Genomic DNA, 17,079 nt, shown 5'->3' with positions numbered 1-17,079 from the left:
ATCGATGTGCCGTCGCTGATCCTGCACGGGACCGCCGACCGCATCCTGCCGATCGACGCCACCGCCCGCGAGTTCCACCGCCGCCTGCCCGACGCGCGATACGTCGAGATCGAGGGCGCTCCCCACGGGCTGCTGCTCACCCACGCAGCCGAGGTCAACGCCGCCCTGATCGACTTCCTCACCGCCTGAAGGCCAGCGGTTTCCCCTTGAAGGAGCACGTTTCCATGAAGCCCACCATCGTCCTCGTCCACGGCGCGTTCGCCGAGTCGTCGAGCTGGAACGGCGTGATCGAGAAGCTGCAATCCGCCGGGCACCCGGTGATCGCCGCCCCGAACCCGTTGCGCAGCCTCAGCGGCGACGCCGCCGTCGTCTCCGCCGTCCTGTCCGGCATCGACGGCCCGGTCGTGCTCGTCGGGCATTCCTACGGCGGCGCGGTCGCCTCCAACGCCGCGGTAGGCCACGACAACGTCAAGGCGCTCGTCTTCGTCGCGGCGTTCGCCCCGGAGCGGGGCGAGAGCATCTTCGACCTGTCCGGCAAGTTCCCCGGCAGCACCCTCGGCGACACCCTGAACGAGGTTCCGCTCGCCGATGGGACCGCCGACCTGTACATCCGGCAGGAAAAGTTCCACCAGCAGTTCACCGCGGACGTCCCCGCCGAGCAGGCTGCTCTGGCCGCCGCCACGCAGCGCCCCTTGAACACCACCGCGCTCAACGAGGCCTCCGGTGATCCGGCATGGAAGGCCATCCCGTCCTGGTTCATCTATCCCGACCGGGACCACAACATCCCCGTGGAAGCACACCGCTTCATGGCCGACCGCGCCAACTCCCGCCGCAGCGTCGAGCTTGCCGGCGCTTCGCACGCCATCCCGGCGTCCGAGCCCGCAGCGGTGGCCGACATCATCCTCACCGCCGCCGAACTCGTCTGAATCCCACCTGTGCCGGCACGACGCACGGCGGTCCCGCCCGGCGGGGGATCGCGGCGCTGAGCGTGAGGTGGTGGTAGGTCGCCCGCAGACCGTACAGGACAAAGACGGCGAGGCAGGCACGCAGCGCGCTGTGCCGCTGGCGGAGGGCGAGCCGGGACATGGGTCTGGCGGCCGTGCTCATGCAAGGGCCGGTCGGCCTGGCGGGCCTGTTCGGTGAGGTCGGCACCGCCCTGCGCCGGGCCCGGCGCAGGGCACCCGGCAGCAGGGTTGCCAGCAGCGCGGCGTCGACATCGTGCCCCATGACATCGGGGACAAGAGCTGGACCGCTTCGGGCCGCGCTGCTGGGCTGTGGCTCAGGCGTCGATGATGACGGGGATGACGAGGGGCTTGCGGCGGTGGGTGCGGAACGCCCAGTTCGCTACGGCGCGGGCGAGGAGCTGTTCCAGTTGGCGGGCATCTCCGACGCCTTCCTGGGCCGCGGTGGCCAGGGTCTTCTCGATGACGGGGATGACCGGTTCGAACGTGGTGTCGTCGTGGACGAAGCCGCGGGCCAGGAAGTCGGGGGCCTCGGCGAGGGCGCCGGTGTCCGCGTCGACGATCGCCACCACCGTGACGACGCCTTCCTCCGCGAGGGTGAGGCGGTCCTTGAGGGAGGCCTCGGTGGCGCCGCCGACTTCCATGCCGTCCACGTAGACGTTGCCGGCGGGCACCTTGCCGGTGATGGACGCGCGCCCGTCGACCAGGTCGACGACAACGCCGTCCTCGGCGATGACGACCCGGTCGGGGTCGACGCCGGTACGGATGGCGAGGTCGGCGTTGGCCCGCAGGTGGCGCCATTCGCCGTGCACGGGCATGACGTTGCGGGGCTTGACGATGTTGTAGCAGTAGACGAGTTCGCCGGCGCTGGCGTGCCCGGAGACATGCACCTTGGCGTTGCCCTTGTGGACGACGTGGGCGCCCCACCGGGTGAGTCCGTTGATCACCCGGTAGATGGCGTTCTCGTTGCCGGGGATGAGGGAGCTGGCGAGCAGGACGGTGTCGCCCTTGCCGATGCGGATCATGTGGTCGCGGTTGGCCATCCGTGACAGGGCGGCCATCGGTTCGCCCTGGGAGCCGGTGCACACCAGTGTGATCTTGTGGTCGGGGAGCTTCTCCAGCTCCTTCGTGTTGACGACCAGACCGGAGGGGACCTTCAGATAGCCCAGGTCACGTGCGATGCCCATGTTGCGGACCATCGACCGGCCGACGAAGGCGACCTTGCGGCCGTGCTGGTGCGCGGCATCGAGGACCTGCTGGATGCGGTGCACGTGGCTGGCGAAGCTGGAGACGATGACCCGCCGCGGTGCGGTGCGCATCACCTGCTCGATCGCCGGGTTCAGCTCACGCTCGGAGGTGGTGAAGCCGGGCACCTCGGCATTGGTGGAGTCGGTGAGGAACAGGTCCACACCCTCCTCGCCGAGCCGGGCGAAGGCGCGCAGATCGGTGATGCGGTCGTCGAGGGGGAACTGGTCCATCTTGAAGTCGCCGGTGTGCAGCACCATGCCGGCCCGGGTGCGGATCGCGACCGCCAGGCTGTCCGGGATGGAGTGGTTGACCGCCACGAACTCGCAGTCGAAGGGACCAAAGGTGCGCCGGTCGCTCTCCCGTACCCGCACCGTGCGGGGCCGGATGCCGTGTTCCTTGAGCTTGGCCTCCAGGAACGCGAGCGTCAGCTTGGAGCCGACGACGGGAATGTCGCGCCGTTCGCGCAGCAGGTACGGGACGCCGCCGATGTGGTCCTCGTGGCCGTGGGTGAGGACCACGGCCACGACATCGTCCAGCCGGTCCCGGATCGATGTGAAGTCCGGCAGGATCACGTCTACGCCGGGCTGGGTCTCTTCGGGGAACAGCACGCCGCAGTCGACGATGAGCAGCTTGCCGGCGTGCTCGAAGACGGTCATGTTGCGGCCGATCTCACCCAGGCCGCCCAGGGCGATGACGCGCAGCCCTCCCTCGGCAAGGGGCGGGGCGGCTTTCAGTTCGGGGTGCGGATGACTCATACCCCTGACGGTACCCGGAGACCGGAACGAGATGATCCATTGGCTGTGTGATCTCTCCGCTCTCCGCTCTCCGCCCGACGGAGCCGGGCACCCGCAGCGGCTGCCGGGAAGAGCCGTCCGTGGGGGCGCATCCGCGGAGCACAGGAAGAGGAGATGAGCGGGATGAGTCTCAAATATACCCGTAATAGTGGATTATCAACGGACTGGAACTGAGCTCCTGCAAGCTGCCCATATCTTATGACTCACCGCAGTTGGCAAGAGGTGAGCGTCGTCCGGCTGAGGGCGGGTCCAAGCCCGGACACCTGCGCCAGGGCTACCTGTGTGCGCTGACCGGTTGTCACCGAGGAGAGGGCTCAACCCATGGCGAACAGGCGGCACTCAGGCGTTCCCTAGACAGTCCGTCGCTCACGGCGGCTGACCGTCGGCGCCGCAGCGGTGGTCGCCAGTTTCCTGCTGACTATGGTGGTGGCCGACCCCGCCCATGCGGCCAGTAGTGCTTACAGCCTGCCGGGCACCTACAAGTTCACGGTGCCCGCCAAGGTCACCGAGATCACCGTCTCTGCCACCGGAGCCGGCGGTGGTGGTGGCGGCAGCACCGGCTCGATCCTCGTGCTGCCCGGCACCGCCGGAGGAGGAGGGGGCGGCGGCGCCACCGTGAACTGCGTATTGGCCGTGAAGGCTGGCAAAGTGCTGACCATCACCGTCGGCAAGCCTGGGTCAGGGGGTCCTGGTGAGATCCAGACTCAGCGAAACCCGGGTCCAGGCACGTCCGGAAGCAGGTCCGCCGTCGCCTTCGGCGGCACTGTGCCCGTCGTGGCTCGTGGTGGTACGGGCGGAGGGCCCGGGAACAGGCTCAGGTCCGACGGAGGCGGCAACGGAGGCAGCGGTGGACGAGCCGTGCGCTGCACTGGCACCGCCGTCACCCTCAGCGCCGGCAATCCCGGCAGCAAAGGCGCCAACGGCGCCTTCTCGGGCGGCAGCGGCGGTGCACCCGGTACGGCCGGGGGATCGGTGCCGACCGACTGCCCCACAGGCAGCGGCCCCGGCCTCCTCACCCCTGACCTGGATGTCGGTGAACTGAAGGGGTGTGTCATAAATCGGCTCTGCCTGTAATCGGTGGTAACGCCGTTTAGGACCGCCCTCGCCCTGCATCTGGCCAGCTCAGACCGATGATTAAGGAGGTTCACTGACACCAAGTCGCTCCGCCGATCGGCCGCCGACGCGGGCATGACGATCACCACGCGAGTGGTGAAGACTGGATAGATGCGACCTCACGCCCCAGGCGGACTCCTCTTCGTAGCGCTCGGTCTCCTCCTTGTCGCCGCCGGCTACCTCTGGAGAGGACGTGTCCTGCGTCCCCTCTCGGCGAAACGCGCCCAAGCAGCCGTGATCCGCGATCGTTCCAGAAACCTGCTGCGATCCGCGGACATGGCAATCGCCGGAGCGCGTCGACGCGCTGCACACGGCGAACCGGCCATCGTCACGGTCGGAGACGTGACCAGGGTGGCGCGCCAGCACTACGGGTACGGCTTTGTGGAGCGCGAAGAAGCAGCTGCCGCCCTCCGCCAGCGTTATGAGGCTGCCGACTGCCGGGTGGACTGCATGACCGACGCTTTCAACTGACTGCCTGCCCGGCAAGTGCTTGACGCCAGAGGCGCCGGAGCTGTCACCTGATTGGTGGTCACGCTGAAAATGCTCATTGGAGCCATTCCGATGTCCGTGAACAAAGCCAGGCGGCCGTGTCGCTTGCGAGGGCGGCGTGGACGTGGCCGAGGCTGCTGGTGTCGGCGAGTCATCAGTCAGGCGAGAGATCCGACAACCCTGACGAGGAGTTGCTCGAACTGCTCCGCTGTCATCGCGCCGTGCAGGCGTAGGTCGGTGCGGATCACGCCGTACCTTTTCATGACGTCTTCGATAGTGGTGCGGCTGGTGGGTTCGTTGGCTGCGGGGTCTGAACTGCCGGAACGCTCCTGCCTGTAGCGCCTGCGGCGCTCAAGGGTCTCGTGCAGCTCAGGGTCCACAGACGCTCCTGGGGTCGGGGGCATAGGAGTTGAACGTTGTTCAGGTCACGGTACGTCGGCAACGCCCTCGCCGGAACACACGGTGCGCCGCGCCTCGACGTCGAACAGGCGAAGAGGTACGGCGCGAGGTTCAGCCCAGGTGATGACGCCTCGAGCGAGCCCTTATAAGAGCCGGGCCGGCAGTTCAGGCCTTCTACGAGGAGATGGCTTTCCGTTCGGCGTCGCTCAGCGGCGGTCCCTGAAGTGGCGGTTTCTTGGGGCCGAAGAGCATCGGGATGAGCATGTCGGCGGAGAACAGCCGCCTTGCGGGCTTTTCGAGGCTCATCACGTCCAGCAGGGCCCCCAGGGCACGGGGGTTGGCGGCACCGGTCTCGACGGCGCGGTCGACGAAGCGGGCCAGGAACTTCTCCACTGCGGTGGGCGGGGTGTCGGTGGCACCGGGGTAGAAGGCGTCTTGTCCTACGGCTAGGTCCCAGGCGGCGCTGACGGGTCGTGCGGCGGCGCGCTGCAGGCGTCGTGCGGTGCCGGGGAGGTACAGGGGTGTGGTGCGTGCGATGTCGCGGACGATGAGGGCGCTTTGGGCGGCGACGGTGAGGCCGTGGCCGTAGACGGGGTTGAAGCCGGCGATGGCGTCGCCGAGGACGAGGAGTCCGTCGGGCCAGCGTTTGGCTTTCTCGTAGTAGTGGCGGTGGTTGGCGGTGGAGCGGGTGGTGGCGACCGGGCCGAGCGGTTCGGCCTTCTTGAGGAACTCGCCGATGACGGGGTCGCCCAGGTCGAGGGCGAAGTCGGTGAACGTGTCGGGGTCGGCGCTGGGTTCGCCTCCTCGGGTGCCGGAGAGGGTGACGATCCACTGGTCGTCCTCGATGGGCAGGATGATGCCGCCCTGTCCGGGGGCCTTGGCGGGGTTGGCCTGGACGTTGATGAGCGGCATGCCGGGATGGGGGGCGCGGAAGCGGCGGGTTGCGTAGGCGACGCCGGCGTCGACATGGCGTTCAGGGACGGCGGGCAGCCCGAAGTCGCACAGCCACTGGGGTGTGCGGGAGCCGCGGCCGGAGGCATCGATGACGAGGTCCGCGTCGAGCGTGGAGATCCCACCGTCGGTCTTGAGGCGGACTCCGGTGACGCGGGCAGCATCGCCTTGCAGCCCCAGGGCGGTGGTGTCCTGGCGCAGGGTGAGGCGAGGGTCGGCGAGTACGCGCTCGCGCAGCACGGCGTCCAGCAGGTTGCGGGAGCAGACGAGGTTGTGGTGGTGGGTGGCCGTGAAGCGCCTGAACCAGACCTCGTTGGGGGCCCGGGAGACCATGTCGCCCATGATGTGCACCAGGCGCCCGCCACGGCTGACCATCTCGTCGACGTACCCGGGCAGCAGGTCCTCGAGCGCCTTCACCCCGCCGCTCCATGTCAGGTGCGCGTGCCGGGCCTGCGGCACGCCGCGGCGGTCCTGGGGGCCGTCCGGTAAATGGTCGCGTTCGATGAGGGTGACGTCTGCGGTATCGGCCAACGCGGCGGCTGCGAAGAGGCCGGTGGCGCTGGCGCCGATGATGGCGACTGTGGGACGCCGGTGTGCCGGGTCGTCCATGGGTGTTTTCGCTTTCTCTCAAGGCCGCTCGCTGCCCGGGTGGCCTCGACGGCGCGGGGTCGTTGGAAGGCGTGGGCGATGATGTCGAGGTCGTCCACGTCGGTGCGTGTCCGGCCGGTCTGCCCACTACGGCCGCCGTCCTGGTTGGCGTCGGGGGACAGGGTCGACACGGGCTCCGCACCCGGCGAAAACGCACGAATCATCCAGCGGCACAACGATCGTTCAGCCACTGAAAACTATCGTTGACATCGGCCTGGCACGTATAGCAATCCCGCCGAGCAGCGGAGACACGGCACCCGGCTACCAGGCGCGTCCGCACGCGTCCGCTCGCAGAGGGGGAGGCTCCAGACCGGCACGCTGTTCACGGATCTCGTAAGTTCGGCGTCACGCTCGCCCGCACCACGGTGTGTGTGACGTCGTCGCCGTGCCATTGCGCCGACCAGGACTCAGTTGCGCACGCGTCAGCCTCAGGATCTCCTCGTCGTAGGGAATCCGGCGCGTGTCGGTCCCCGCGTCAACATAGTGAGTCGGGCCGCCATGCGGGTACCGTCGTCGAGCGGCCCGCGCCCCGTTCACTCCGTGGCAGTTGACCGGGAGGGCCCGAGTGCCTCCGTCCCTCGCACCCGTAGTGCCAGCGGAGCCGCTGCTCCCGCCACGATGAACAAGGTGCCCAGCACAAGCCACCCCTCTCGCGGGTGGTCGCCGAGGCAGAGCACCGCTATCAGCGCCGGAGCCACCGCGGTCGCGGCGCCGCGGCCCAGGGAGAAGAAGCCCTGGTACTGGCCGTGCCTGCCCTCCGGGGCGAGGGAGAAGCTCAACCCGAACGAGCCTGCTGACAGCCACAGTTCGCCGAAGGTGAGGGCGGCCGCGAACAGCAGCAGCAGGACCGTGGCCGACCAGCCGCCCAGCCCGCCGGTGAACGCCACCAGCGCGCACGCGGTGAACAGGGCTATCCCCGAGTTGCGGCACATCCGGGCGGCCCGGCCGTCGTCCTCGGCACCGCGGCTGAACCGTATCTGCAGACAGATCACCAGCACCGTGTTGACGGCGACGATGCCCGACACCAGGACTGGGGGAGCCTCGGTGTGCTGGAGCACCCACAGCGGTACCGCGAACGACAGCACCTGCGCCTGAAGGGACAGCACACCGCAGATCAGGGTGACGGCGGCGTACCGGCGGTCGCGCAGGACCTGCCAGCCGGACCCCGTACGTTCGGACTTCCCGGCCGGTCGGGTCTCGCCCGCCCGCAGCCACCACAGCGGCACCGCCGCCCCGGGGTAGGTCAGCGCCGTGCACCACAGCAGGGCCATGTACCCGGCCTCGGTGTCGGCCTGGATGACCAGCGCCGAGGCCGCCGCGCCGACCGTGATGCCGATGTTGGTGACCACGCGCAGATAGGCACGCAGCCGCACGCGCTCGGCGCCCTCTCCGACCGTGGCGACCAGCGCGCCGCGGGCCGCGGTGCTTCCCTGTTCGGCCAGCAGGAAGACCAGGATGAGCGCCAGGAACACCGGGAAGGTGCGGGCGAGGGCCAGCGCTGCCATGGTGGCGAACTGCACGCCGAGCAGGACGGTGTACGTCCGCCGGGGGCCGAACCGGTCCGTCAGCGTGCCGAGCGGCACGGCACCGGCCAGCGCCGCGATCCCGGCGACGGTGAGGCCGGAGGCCACCTGGTGCACGGGCAGTCCGACGACCCGGGTGAAGAACAGGGTGCTGGTGGTCAGGTAGAGGCCGCTGCCGATCGTCTTGACCAGCCAGGAGACGGCGAGCAGCCGGGGTGCGCCGGGGGCGGGGAGAGCGGCGTCGAGGACGGCACGGGCCGGTCGGTCTTTGTACGCGGTGGTCATGCCGCGGGCTCCGCCATCGTGTGCAGCGCCGTGATGAACGCCTCGGCGGCCGTCTGGTCCGGGGCCACGAAGTAGGCCTCCAGGTGCCCGGGGCTCGCGCACTGCTCGGGTGTCAGCGCCTCCAGCACACCGGGTACGGCGAGCACGCGCTCCCGCAGGCCGGGCAGGGCCGGCAGCCGGGTGCGGCCGACCGTTTCGGGGCGCGGTGCGTGGTCGGGCCGACCGGGCTGTTCGCCGGTGGAGACGCGGACGAACTCCTCCCACAGGTCGACCCCGAAGGCGTGCCACCACATCCGGGAGATTCCCATGCCGCCCGGCCGGACGGCCACTTCGCCGACGACCGGGCCCGCCTCGGTACGGAACACCTCCAGGTGGGTGACCCCGGCGGGCAGGCCGAGCGCGGCGACCACGTGGTGGTGCAGTTCGAGAACCGCGCGGGAGAACGGGTCCGTCTGGTCGGCCACGTACCCGCTGTTCAGGCTTGGTGAGGTGTGCAGCGGCGGGAGGAAATAGCGGGAGACGGCCGCGCGGACCACCTCTCCGTCGTGGACGACGCCGTCGCAGTGGTACTCGTGGGTGAACCGCACCAGGCACTCCACCTGGATGGGCAGCCGCTTCTCCGCGAGGTCGGCGAACTCGCCGCCGCTGTGCCGCGCGGCGAACTCCTCGGGGGAGTCGACGCGGTAGGTGCTCTTGGACCCGGCGCCGAACACCGGCTTGATCATGACGGGCCAGCCGACCCGCTGAGCCGCGCGGGGTACGTCGTCGACCGTGGCGGCCTGCGTGTAGTCCGTCACCGGGAGACCGGCGGCGCGCAGCGTGTCCTTCATGGCCCGCTTGTGGGCGCCCGCCAGGGACTGGTCGAATCCGGGACCGGGCACCCCGAGCAGCATGCGGACCAGGCCGGCGGCCGGCACGCTCTTCTCCGTGGCCGCGACGACATGGTCGACGGGGCCGTGCGCGGCCAGTTCGTACGCCGCCTGCTCCACCTGCGTCAGGTCGGCGAAGCTGTCGACGTACGCCACCTCGTGGCCCCGGTACAGGTCGGCGTAGGCCTTGCGGGTGATGACGCGGACCGCCACGTCGGGGCGGCGGGCCAGAGCCTGGAGGACCTCGGGCTTGTCCGAGTTGAGCAGGAGTACCTGCCGGGTCACTTCTTCTCCGTGGGGTGCGGGGCCGTGGGCCGGGGGCTGTGGGTCAGGGATCCGTGGCGCGCGGGGCGTCGGTCAGAGAGCCGTGGGTGGCGGGGCGGTGTGGTGGTGGGTGACGGTGGCGGCGGCCTCGTCGACGACCGCCCAGGCGGGGGAGGGGCCGCGGTCCGGGGCGCAGGCGGTGACGGAGCCGACGTTGACGACGTAGCGGCCGTCCGGCGCGAGCGGGAAGGGCTCCCCGAACCGTACGGGCAGCCGCTCCACCCGCACCGGACGGCCGGGACCCTCCGGCCAGAGCCGGTGCAGTGCGCTGCGGTGGTGGTGGCCGTGCACCAGTGCCCGGCCGGGGAAGTCCGCGTCCGCCGGGCACCACAGCCCCGGCTCCGTCTCGCGCCAGGGCAGCGGATGGCCGTGGCAGTACAGGGCGAAGTCGGTGCGGTGTTCCAGCGGGGCGTCGAGCAGGGCGCGGGTCCAGTCGGGCAGCTCGGGGTCGGGCACCAGGGTGCGGATCCGCTCCTCCTGGTTGCCGCGCACCAGCTCGACCCCGTCGAGGAGGGCGGCGAGTTCGGGGTCCGCGTCGAAGACGTCCGCGAGCCGGCCGCCGTACTGGTACCCGGCGGCCTCCCGTTTCCCGATCCGGCACTCGAAGACGTCACCGAGGCAGACCACCCGGTCCACCCCTTGCTCGCGGATCCCCCTCAGGACGGCCCGCAGCCGGGCGGTGTCCCCGTGGATGTCGGTCACGACGGCATGGCGCACCGTTCTCACTCACCCGTTTCGATCAGGATCCGGTCCGCCAGGTCCTCACAGATTCGCGCGGCGTCGGCCGCGTCCGTGCCGTCGGCGATGACGTACCCGGCCCGGTCCTGGGAGCTGCGCACCGGGCGGACCCGGTCGCCGGTCGTGACGTCGAGGTGGATCTCGGCGGTGGTGCCTTCGGTGTCGGGCAGGGTGATGTTCCGGACCGTGCCGGGCGGGGGAGCGAGGAAGCGGATGGCTGCTCCCCGTCGGGCGACGGGCGGGTCGGCGGGTGGCGCCAGCAGTCCGAGCGGGCAGCCCACGGTGAGGCTGACCACGTCCAACCCGTAGGCCCGGCGCAGCAGTTCACGGATCTTGTCGCCGCCGATGCGGTTGTGCGACTCGAGGATCCGCGGGCCCTTGCCGGTGACCTTCACCTCGGTGTGGGCGGGCCCCTCTGCCAGGCCCACGGCGTCCAGGAAGTCCTGGACGAGGGCGCCGACCTCCGCCAGGACGGGGGCGGGCAGGGCGCTGGGCTGGGTGTGCCCGGTCTCCACGAACGCGGGACCCACCAGTTTGTCCGTGACGGCGAACACGGTGTGCTTGCCGTCGTAGGAGAAGCTCTCCACGCTGATCTCGGGTCCGTCGAGGTACTCCTCGGCGACCGGCCGGGTGCCGCCCGCGGCCTGGAAGGCCCGCCACACGTCCTCGGCGGCCTGCGGTCCTTCCACCCGGAAGACGGCCTGACTGCTGGTGCCGGCCGCGGGTTTGAGGATGACCGGCCCGCCCGTCGTGCGGCAGAACGCGGCGAGCTCGGCCGCGCTGCCCGGGGCGGAGGTGTGGACCGGGCCGACACCGCGGGCGTTGAGGAGCTCCCGCATGCGCCGCTTGTCCTGCAACAGGCCCACGGTGTGCAGCGAGTTGCCGGGCAGACCGAGCCGCTCGGCGACCGCGGCGGTGGGCAGCAGGCCGCGCTCGGTGAGCGACAGCACCCGTGCGAAGGGGTGCGCGGCATGCAGCGGCGCCAGGGCCGCGTGCAGCGCGTCGGTGTCCGCCAGGTCCACGGCGAGGACCGCGTCGGCCTCCGCGGCCACCGGTGGCGCCGGCTGCGCCGCGTCGTGCACGAAGACCGTCTCGACCCCCAGGGCGCGGGCCGTGCGCACCAGTTGGGGGGTGCCCGCGAGCACCGCGATACGCGGTGTCGCGGGCACCTGCTGCCCGAAGGTCATGCCACGGGCTCCGGCTGGTCCGCCACCGCCCCGGCCGCCTGGGGCGCCACCGCCTCCGGGTCGCCGAAGCGCTCCTTGAGGTACGCGATGATGTCGGCGTTCTCCCGCAGCTTGCCGGGGATGATCGTGGCGCCGTCCACCAGGGCCGGGATGAACTTGCTGCCCGTGGTGCGGATCAGCTCGTGCCGCTCCTCGCGGGGCTTGGGCACGTTGATGTTGATGTAGGACACCTGGAGCTTGGTGAGCAGCTCGCGCACCGGCTTGCAGTCCGGGCAGGTCTCGCGCTGGAACAGGACGAGCATCAGCGGCTCTCCTCGTGGAACGTACGGATGACTTCGCCCACGCCGGAGCCCGGCGTGAACGTGTGGCCCAGGTCGAGCAGGGCCATTTCCAGGGCGCCGAAGATGCCGCTCAGGTCGAGGGCGTCGGCCGCGCCCACGTGACCGACCCGGATCAGCTTGCCCTTCAGGTGCGCCTGGCCGCCGGTCATCGTCAGGCCGTAGGACGTGGACAGCGTCTTCAGCAGCTGCCCGGTGTCGATGCCTTCGGGTGCGAGGGCCGAGGTGATGACGTGGCTGCGCCGGTGCGGGGCCTGCACGAAGGTGCTGAACCCGAGCTTCAGCAGGCCGCGTTCGGCTGCCTTGCCCAGGACGGCGTGGCGCCTGCGGAAGGCCTCCAGGCCTTCCTCGTCCAGCATCTTCAGCGACTCGTGCAGGGCGAGCAGCAGGGACACCGCAGGTGACGAGGACGACATCGGGTAGAAGTGCCGCAGCCGTTCGAACGACCAGTAGTAGTTCGGGCCGCTCGACCGTTCCACGGCCGTCCACGCCTTGGCGGACAGGGCGACGAATGCGAGGCCGGGCGGGAGCATGAAGCCCTTGTGGGAGGCGGCGAGGACCACGTCCAGGCCCCAGGCGTCCATCTCCAGCGGGTGCACCAACAGGCCGCTGATGGCGTCGACGACCACGATCACGTCGGTGTCGCGGAAGATGCGCCCGATCGCCTCGACGTCGTTGAGCGCACCGGTGGAGGTCTCGCTGTAGACGACGAACGCGCCCTTGATCTCCGGGTGTTCGCGGTATGCGGCGGCCACCCGCTCGGGGTCGGCGCTGGTACCCCAGTCGCTCTCGACGACGTGCACGACGAGCCCGTAGGCCTTGCAGATCGCCTGGAAGCGTTCGCCGAAGTAGCCGTTGGAGACGACCAGGACCTCGTCGCCGGCCGAGAAGCAGTTGGCGACCGCGGCCTCCATCGCGCCGGTTCCGGAGGAGGCGATGGTGTACACCGGGGCGGTGGTGCCGAACAGTGGCGGCAGGCCGCCGCTGATCTCGTGGATCAGCTGCTCCATCTCGGTGGAGCGGTGGTGGATGATCTCGCGGGCCCCGGCCAGCAGCAGACGCTGCGGCACTTCGGTGGGTCCGGGGGTGGCCAGCCGCAGCTTCATCGGCTGTTCTCCTCAACCTCGGTCGGGTGGGGGGTGGTGGTCGCCGGCCGGGGCGCGTCGACGAAGACGCGGCGGGTGGCGGGCTTCAGGTCGAAGTCGAAGAGCACCACGCGGTGGCTCGGCGACATGGCGAGGCGACCGTCCCGGAAGGGGACGAGCAGACTGGTGCCGAGCAGCGAGGACTTCAGGTGCGAGAAGCCGTTGGGGTCGGCGGTGGTCAGCTCGTGCAGATAACGGCTGCCGTCCGCGGGGGACTCCGGGGCGATCCGCTCCAGGGTTCGCAGCAGGTCCTGCACCGCGCCCGGCTCGTAGCGCATCACGGTGAGGCCGATGGTGCTGCCGTGTGCGAACACCCCGGCGAGCCCGTCGCCCGTGCCGTGTCCCTGGAGGGTCGCGGCGATCTGGTCGGTGAGGTCGTAGTGGGAGTTGAGGCCGGTGCTCTCCACCGTCAGTTCGATCACCGGGCCACCTCGGCGGGCCCGCCGATCAGCGGTGGTGTGTTCTCGGCCGTCAGGTCGCCCGGCCCGGTGAGCGTCCAGGCGGGTACCTGGGACAGGGCGTCGGTGATACGGGTGAGCTGCGCGGTGTGGGCGGCGCGGTTGTCGTCGAGGTAGTGGTGCCATCCGGCGTTGGCGCCGTCGAACGCCGACTCCACGTTGGCGCGCAGCACCTCGGCGTGCTCCTGGCGGCTGCCGGTCAGCGGCTCGACGACGGTGTGCTCGCCGGGGCCGATCGACGGGTGCAGGATCGCCGCGACAGGCACCCGCACCCCGACCGGGGCGCTCGGGAAACGGTCCCGGAACGGCAGCGGGTCCACCGCGAACTTCCCCACCGGCGAGAACGCGTGGCCCTCGGCGGGCACGTAGTCGTCCCCGATGCCGGCGATCTCCTTCAGCCCCGGGTACTTGGCGACGGTGCCGTACCCCAGGTGCGGGTAGTCGGGCCAGCCGGCCGCGACGACCGAGCCGTCCGGCAGCTCGTGCAGCACGGTCTTGTCGCCGCTGAGCACCTGGTAGCCGAAGTGCTCTACCAGTTCCAGCAGCACCGTGCTCTTGCCGGCCCCCTTCGCCCCGGTGACCAGGACGACCTCGCCGTCGCGGTAGGCGGCGGTGGCGTGCAGTACCGCGGCGCCGGTGTTCTCCTGGTGCTTCAGTACCAGGTCGCGCACCAGCTCGACGAGGTCCATGTGCCCGCCGGCGCCCAGGGTCACGTCGACGGTTCGGGCGGCGCGGTCGAAGACGAAGCGGCTGCCCGTCTTGGTGCACTCCAGGAACTCGCGTCCGTCCACGACGGCCCGCCGGGCCGGCACGGTGAAGAACTCGCTGGCGCTCTTGCGGAGGTAGATGTCCTCCGACACGGCCCCGGCCGGGGGTGCGAGCCGCTCGGGGTCCGGGGCATGGACACGCAGGGTCGCGACCGGCTCGCGGTCGCTCTCGCCGGGCTTGGCCTCCTCGGCGATCAGATGCGTGGCGAGGAAGGCGAGCGCGTCGTCGATGTCGGCGCCGGGCGCCACCTCAAGGTCGAGGTGGGTGCCGTGGAAGTCCAGCCGCAGGGCGGTGAAATCGGTCGGGCTGGTCACTGTGCGGCCTCCGCGAGTTCGCGTCCCAGGGACTCGTAGCGTTCCTGCTGTTCCAGCATCTGGGGCATGCGCTGCAGGTCGAAGATCTCCTTGAGCGGGGCGAGTTCGGACTCCACGTTCAGAGTGGTGCCGTCCCTCATGATCTTGGTGAGGGTCTCCCGCATGGCTCGGATCGAGCTGCGCAGCGCCTGGTTGGCGTAGATCGCCATGGCGAAGCCGCGCTGCTCCAGCTCCTCCACGGTGACCTGGTTGTAGGTGGTCGGTACGACGATCACCGGGAGGTCGCCGCGGTAGGCCTCGCGGAAGGCGAAGACCTCCTCGGGGTCCTTGCGCTTGGAGTGGATGAGCAGGGCGTCCGCCCCGGCCCGTTCGTAGACGTCGGCCCGGCGCAGCGCCTCGGCCATGCCCTGGCCGGAGATCAGCGCCTCCAGGCGGGCGACGACGACCATGTCGGTACGGGTCTCCGTGGCGGCGCGGATCTTGCCCGCGAAGTCGTCCAGCGGGGCGAGGTCCTGGTTGCCCTCGATGAAGCTGTTGAGCTTGGGGAACTGCTTGTCCTCGATGCATACGCCGGCCACGCCGCGCGCCTCGTAGGAGCGCACCATGTGGATGACGTTGTTGACGTTCCCGAACCCGGAGTCGCAGTCCGCGAGGACGGGGAGGTCCACGGCGGAGGCGAGGCCCGCGGCCGAGTCGAGGCACTCGCCCATGCTGAGGATGTTGGCGTCGGGTACGCCGGCCGTGGCGGAGATCTCCAGTCCGCTGGACCAGATGACGTCGAAGCCGGCCTCTTCGGCGAGTCGCGCGCTGAGCGGGCTGTGCGAGCCCATGGCGCGGGTGAGGGGCGGGGCGGTCAGTGCCGTGCGCAGCCTTTGTGCCGCACTCGGTGTCCGGTCGTGCTGGTCCTGCCGGGGCGGTCGGCTCTGGGTCATGCGTCCCCTCCGTTGGTGGTCGTGGCCGCTGCGGCCAGCTCTCGGCACACGTCCTCGACGATCTCGTCGAGGACCTTGCGCGGCTGTGCCGCGCCGATCCGCCGCCCGACCTCCCACGGGTCGAGCCCGTGGCGGGCGCTGATCTTCTCGATGCGGTCCTGGAAGTAGAAGTGGTGATCGTTGATCCCGGCCGCGATCTCGGCCCGGCGCACTGTCATCGGGCGCGGCAGCACCTGCTCGGCCACGTACTCGGCGGCCTCGGCGACCAGGGGCAGATCGGCGTGGGTGTCGTACTTGGGCCACGCGGTGAGGAACGCGGCCGCCTGCTCGGTGGCGAGGTTCCCGGCGCCGCGGGCCATGGCGCACAGCGAGGCGTCCAGCCAGCTCACGCCCGCGTCCAGGCCGGCGACCGCGTTGGCCGCGGCGAGGCCCAGGTTGTTGTGGGCGTGGATGCCGAGCGGAGTCGGCAGCCGCTCGGTCAGCAGCTCGAAGCGGCGGCGGACGTCGTCCGGGGTGAGTGCGCCGAAGGAGTCGGCGATGTAGAAGACGTCTGGCAGCTCCGACGCCACGACCGCGGCGACCTCGGCGAGCTGCTCCTGGGTGGTGTAGCTGACGGCCATCAGGTTGACGCCGACCTTGAGTCCGAGCGCCCGCACGGCCCGGACGTACTCCGGCATCCCGCCGATGTTCCACGGGTAGGCGGCGATACGCACCATGGACACCGGGCTGTCCGGCAGGTCGTCCATGGCCCGTACCGGGCACACGGTGGGGACGACCATCACGGCCAGTTCGGCGTGCGAGACGGGCGGCAGCGCCGCGAGATACTCGGGCGTGCAGTGCGCCGAGGGTCCCGCGGTCGCGCTGGCCCTGCTGCCGGAGCCGCCGCGGTAGCCGACCTCGATGACATCGATGCGGGCGGCGTCCAGGGTGCTCACGATGGTGCGCACGTCGGTGGGGGTGAACTGCCAGTCGTTCTGGTTCCCGCCGTCGCGCAGGGTGCAGTCGAGCAGGGTGGGCTTCACACGGCTCCTTCCAGATGTGCGGCCGGGGTGCCCAACTGGTTGCGGAAACGTTTCACTAGCTGCTGTGGGGTCTGCTGCACACGCTTGCCGGCAGGGTGACTGCGGGGCTTGCAGCGGACCCGCACCAGCGTGGGCGTGCCGGTCAGGTCCAGGGCGGCCAGCTGGTCGAGGTCGTCCACGGTGTGGGCGGCGGCGTAACCGGCCGCGAGGGCCATGGCCGCCGGGTCGCCGAGGGCGGCGGTGCGCTGCCCGCCGGTGCTCTCGTGGGCGCCGTTGTCGAGCACGACATGGACCAGGTTCGGCCGGTGCTCGGCGATCATCGGGAGGCAGCCCGGATTCATGGCGAACGAGCCGTCGCCGTCCAGCACCAGCACCCGGCGGTCCGGATGGGCCAGTGCGATACCGAGCCCGATCGGCGCGGCCATGCCCATCGAGCCCACCAGGTAGAAGTGGTTCGGGCGATCGGCGATGTTGTACACGTCGCGCGTGATGTAGCCGCACGTGCTCACCGTCAGGGCGGTGGATTCCCGTTCCAGCAGTGCGCCCAGGGCGTCACGAATGTCCAGCAACGC

Annotated in this window: 18 protein-coding genes; 4 read left to right on the top strand and 14 right to left on the bottom strand. The window is 70.5% G+C overall.

Going from position 1 to position 17,079, the window contains the following annotated elements; genetic code table 11:
• Both ACZ56U_RS36825 and ACZ56U_RS36820 read left to right on the top strand, forming a co-directional pair.
• Positions 1 to 189, top strand: a 189-nt coding sequence (locus ACZ56U_RS36825) for an alpha/beta fold hydrolase (protein WP_469088292.1), incomplete at its 5' end; no start/stop codon positions are given.
• 35 nt (positions 190 to 224) lie between these two features.
• On the top strand, positions 225 to 926 hold the full coding sequence (locus ACZ56U_RS36820; protein WP_469088291.1) for an alpha/beta fold hydrolase: 702 nt from the start codon (positions 225 to 227) through the stop codon (positions 924 to 926).
• A gap of 353 nt (positions 927 to 1,279) precedes the next feature.
• Here the strand turns inward: ACZ56U_RS36820 and ACZ56U_RS36815 are convergent, their stop codons facing one another.
• Complete coding sequence (locus ACZ56U_RS36815; RefSeq protein ID WP_469088290.1) at positions 1,280 to 2,965, bottom strand: ribonuclease J; 1,686 nt, start codon at positions 2,963 to 2,965, stop codon at positions 1,280 to 1,282.
• A gap of 459 nt (positions 2,966 to 3,424) precedes the next feature.
• Between ACZ56U_RS36815 and ACZ56U_RS36810 the strand changes: the two genes are divergently transcribed.
• The gene (locus tag ACZ56U_RS36810; RefSeq protein WP_469088289.1) at positions 3,425 to 4,078 is read left to right on the top strand and encodes a glycine-rich domain-containing protein; all 654 of its coding nucleotides are present in this window, start codon (positions 3,425 to 3,427) and stop codon (positions 4,076 to 4,078) included.
• Positions 4,079 to 4,351: 273 nt separating this feature from the next.
• Positions 4,352 to 4,588 carry a hypothetical protein gene (locus ACZ56U_RS36805; RefSeq protein ID WP_469088288.1) on the top strand — a complete coding sequence of 79 codons (237 nt, stop codon included), beginning with the start codon at positions 4,352 to 4,354 and terminating at the stop codon, positions 4,586 to 4,588.
• 176 nt (positions 4,589 to 4,764) lie between these two features.
• Here the strand turns inward: ACZ56U_RS36805 and ACZ56U_RS36800 are convergent, their stop codons facing one another.
• From ACZ56U_RS36800 to ACZ56U_RS36740, 13 genes are all read right to left on the bottom strand, one after another.
• A complete protein-coding gene (locus tag ACZ56U_RS36800; protein WP_469088287.1) occupies positions 4,765 to 4,986 on the bottom strand; it encodes a hypothetical protein in 222 nt (73 codons plus the stop codon).
• A gap of 193 nt (positions 4,987 to 5,179) precedes the next feature.
• Positions 5,180 to 6,565: an NAD(P)/FAD-dependent oxidoreductase gene (locus tag ACZ56U_RS36795; RefSeq protein WP_469088286.1), complete on the bottom strand. Its 1,386-nt coding sequence runs from the start codon at positions 6,563 to 6,565 to the stop codon at positions 5,180 to 5,182.
• Between the two features lie 572 nt (positions 6,566 to 7,137).
• Entirely contained in the window at positions 7,138 to 8,412 is a 1,275-nt protein-coding gene (locus tag ACZ56U_RS36790) for an MFS transporter (RefSeq protein ID WP_469088285.1), read from the bottom strand.
• Complete coding sequence (locus tag ACZ56U_RS36785; RefSeq protein WP_469088284.1) at positions 8,409 to 9,566, bottom strand: ATP-grasp domain-containing protein; 1,158 nt, start codon at positions 9,564 to 9,566, stop codon at positions 8,409 to 8,411. Before ACZ56U_RS36785 ends, ACZ56U_RS36790 begins: the two co-directional genes overlap by 4 nt.
• A 72-nt stretch (positions 9,567 to 9,638) precedes the next feature.
• The gene (locus ACZ56U_RS36780) at positions 9,639 to 10,307 is read right to left on the bottom strand and encodes a metallophosphoesterase family protein (RefSeq protein ID WP_469088283.1); all 669 of its coding nucleotides are present in this window, start codon (positions 10,305 to 10,307) and stop codon (positions 9,639 to 9,641) included.
• A gap of 20 nt (positions 10,308 to 10,327) precedes the next feature.
• Complete coding sequence (locus ACZ56U_RS36775; RefSeq protein WP_469088282.1) at positions 10,328 to 11,530, bottom strand: ATP-grasp domain-containing protein; 1,203 nt, start codon at positions 11,528 to 11,530, stop codon at positions 10,328 to 10,330.
• The gene (locus tag ACZ56U_RS36770; RefSeq protein ID WP_469088281.1) at positions 11,527 to 11,832 is read right to left on the bottom strand and encodes a glutaredoxin domain-containing protein; all 306 of its coding nucleotides are present in this window, start codon (positions 11,830 to 11,832) and stop codon (positions 11,527 to 11,529) included. The genes ACZ56U_RS36775 and ACZ56U_RS36770 overlap by 4 nt, the downstream gene beginning before the upstream one ends.
• Positions 11,832 to 12,974, bottom strand: coding sequence for a pyridoxal-phosphate-dependent aminotransferase family protein (locus tag ACZ56U_RS36765; protein ID WP_469088280.1), 1,143 nt, complete (start codon positions 12,972 to 12,974; stop codon positions 11,832 to 11,834). Before ACZ56U_RS36765 ends, ACZ56U_RS36770 begins: the two co-directional genes overlap by 1 nt.
• A complete protein-coding gene (locus ACZ56U_RS36760) occupies positions 12,971 to 13,435 on the bottom strand; it encodes a YjbQ family protein (RefSeq protein ID WP_469088279.1) in 465 nt (154 codons plus the stop codon). The genes ACZ56U_RS36765 and ACZ56U_RS36760 overlap by 4 nt, the downstream gene beginning before the upstream one ends.
• Positions 13,432 to 14,553 (bottom strand): phosphoenolpyruvate carboxykinase (ATP), encoded by a 1,122-nt coding sequence (locus ACZ56U_RS36755; protein ID WP_469088278.1) that lies wholly within the window; start codon positions 14,551 to 14,553, stop codon positions 13,432 to 13,434. Before ACZ56U_RS36755 ends, ACZ56U_RS36760 begins: the two co-directional genes overlap by 4 nt.
• The gene (locus ACZ56U_RS36750; RefSeq protein ID WP_469088277.1) at positions 14,550 to 15,485 is read right to left on the bottom strand and encodes an isocitrate lyase/phosphoenolpyruvate mutase family protein; all 936 of its coding nucleotides are present in this window, start codon (positions 15,483 to 15,485) and stop codon (positions 14,550 to 14,552) included. The genes ACZ56U_RS36755 and ACZ56U_RS36750 overlap by 4 nt, the downstream gene beginning before the upstream one ends.
• Positions 15,482 to 16,507: a beta/alpha barrel domain-containing protein gene (locus ACZ56U_RS36745; RefSeq protein ID WP_469088276.1), complete on the bottom strand. Its 1,026-nt coding sequence runs from the start codon at positions 16,505 to 16,507 to the stop codon at positions 15,482 to 15,484. Before ACZ56U_RS36745 ends, ACZ56U_RS36750 begins: the two co-directional genes overlap by 4 nt.
• On the bottom strand, positions 16,504 to 17,076 hold the full coding sequence (locus tag ACZ56U_RS36740) for a thiamine pyrophosphate-dependent enzyme (protein ID WP_469088275.1): 573 nt from the start codon (positions 17,074 to 17,076) through the stop codon (positions 16,504 to 16,506). Before ACZ56U_RS36740 ends, ACZ56U_RS36745 begins: the two co-directional genes overlap by 4 nt.
• Positions 17,077 to 17,079: the final 3 nt, after the last annotated feature.

Source organism: Streptomyces sp. NPDC034103 (genome assembly GCF_055575395.1).
Note: the sequence above shows the minus strand (reverse complement) of the source record. Positions and strands in the feature narration are given on the sequence as shown.

What these genes read in the sequence shown, in the direction of transcription:
- ACZ56U_RS36820 (WP_469088291.1), top strand. Translation starts at nt 225, where the DNA reads ATGAAGCCCACCATCGTCCTCGTCCACGGCGCGTTCGCCGAGTCGTCG.
- ACZ56U_RS36815 (WP_469088290.1), bottom strand. Translation starts at nt 2,965, where the DNA reads ATGAGTCATCCGCACCCCGAACTGAAAGCCGCCCCGCCCCTTGCCGAG.
- ACZ56U_RS36810 (WP_469088289.1), top strand. Translation starts at nt 3,425, where the DNA reads ATGGTGGTGGCCGACCCCGCCCATGCGGCCAGTAGTGCTTACAGCCTG.
- ACZ56U_RS36795 (WP_469088286.1), bottom strand. Translation starts at nt 6,565, where the DNA reads ATGGACGACCCGGCACACCGGCGTCCCACAGTCGCCATCATCGGCGCC.
- ACZ56U_RS36790 (WP_469088285.1), bottom strand. Translation starts at nt 8,412, where the DNA reads ATGACCACCGCGTACAAAGACCGACCGGCCCGTGCCGTCCTCGACGCC.
- ACZ56U_RS36775 (WP_469088282.1), bottom strand. Translation starts at nt 11,530, where the DNA reads ATGACCTTCGGGCAGCAGGTGCCCGCGACACCGCGTATCGCGGTGCTC.
- ACZ56U_RS36770 (WP_469088281.1), bottom strand. Translation starts at nt 11,832, where the DNA reads ATGCTCGTCCTGTTCCAGCGCGAGACCTGCCCGGACTGCAAGCCGGTG.
- ACZ56U_RS36765 (WP_469088280.1), bottom strand. Translation starts at nt 12,974, where the DNA reads ATGAAGCTGCGGCTGGCCACCCCCGGACCCACCGAAGTGCCGCAGCGT.
- ACZ56U_RS36750 (WP_469088277.1), bottom strand. Translation starts at nt 15,485, where the DNA reads ATGACCCAGAGCCGACCGCCCCGGCAGGACCAGCACGACCGGACACCG.